Raw genomic sequence first — 1,059 nt, 5'->3', positions numbered from 1 at the left:
TCTGCTCTTCCGTGAACCTTGCTCGCTTCATCTGTCCGTCCTTCTTCGGGCCGGACTCTAACTCCTTCTGGAGGAAATACGCAGTGGCAGGTCAAGGGTAGCCAATACGCTCTTGAGCCTGAAAATTGAGGGGCGCTATATCGGTGATCACGTCTTGGAGCGGCATCCCCTTTCCTAGAACGCGCTTAAAGCGCGGGAAGCCGCCTGATTTGGGCCAGTGAATTTGCCCGTGTCTTTCAAGCACCTCCAACTTCTCAGTAGTGCTCAGCTTCGCTGCCTTTTCTTGACCTATCAATTCGACAACTGCTGAACTACTGACCTTCCAATGATTGCCTTTATCGGTTGGATTGAATCCCCGCCAAGCTGCTCCGGAATCCCCGTTCCGGACTCCCGGCGCCGTTAGGTTGTCGTCGGACCAACGCCTGCCGCTCTCATCAACGTGCTTGTATCTGGCCTTATAGGACTCGTCATAGTCGGTGTAGACCTTGTTCCAAGTGTATTTTGAAGACTTAGAAAAAAGTAAAATAGAATCGTGAACATCACCCCAACGCTGGGCCGCAGAATGCGCTCCCGTTCGCTTCCAAATGATCTCGTTCAAGAAGCGCCCCTCTGCGAAGATTCCGTCCAGCATGACCTTCAAATAGTGGCTGGCAGTGGATCGCAGTGGAGATACAGAGACCCAGTAGGTTTGAGCTTTTGATGCAGCTCATGGAGGCGGATCGCCATCATAGAAAGATAGGCCATCATGTCGCTCTCTTTGAGAGCAGACCGCAATGCATCGATAAAGCGGGCTGTACTACCGCCCATCCGCATCAATTCTTCGAAGGCCCATTCGGCCTCGTCTCCCCACATCCAAGTATCTCGGAAAGCCCCCGCCTGCGCAGATGATTTCTCGGCGTTGGAGGGACGATCAAAAACCAGGTTGTAATGGGCTTGGCTATTAAATGGCGGGTCGAGGTAGACGGGGGATGTCCCGGGTTCTGTTGAATTTCTAAAGAGGTCGGCGTTGCCCACCTTGAGCCGGTAGGCTCGGGGTGCTGATTCCACAAAGGAGAGCAA

1 protein-coding gene and 1 pseudogene are annotated in these 1,059 nt (G+C 53.3%); both read right to left on the bottom strand.

The annotated features are described in order from the left end of the window. Nucleotides 1–91: 91 nt before the first annotated feature. On the bottom strand, nt 92–598 hold the full coding sequence (locus GA0061099_RS39235) for a hypothetical protein (RefSeq protein ID WP_158644938.1): 507 nt from the start codon (nt 596–598) through the stop codon (nt 92–94). 38 nt (nt 599–636) lie between these two features. Then, a pseudogene (locus GA0061099_RS41810) lies at nt 637–1,059 on the bottom strand (hypothetical protein); the annotation flags it as partial.

The sequence above is a fragment of the Bradyrhizobium yuanmingense genome (assembly GCF_900094575.1).
Classification (GTDB): domain Bacteria; phylum Pseudomonadota; class Alphaproteobacteria; order Rhizobiales; family Xanthobacteraceae; genus Bradyrhizobium; species Bradyrhizobium yuanmingense.
This window is presented reverse-complemented; position numbering and strand designations above follow the sequence as displayed.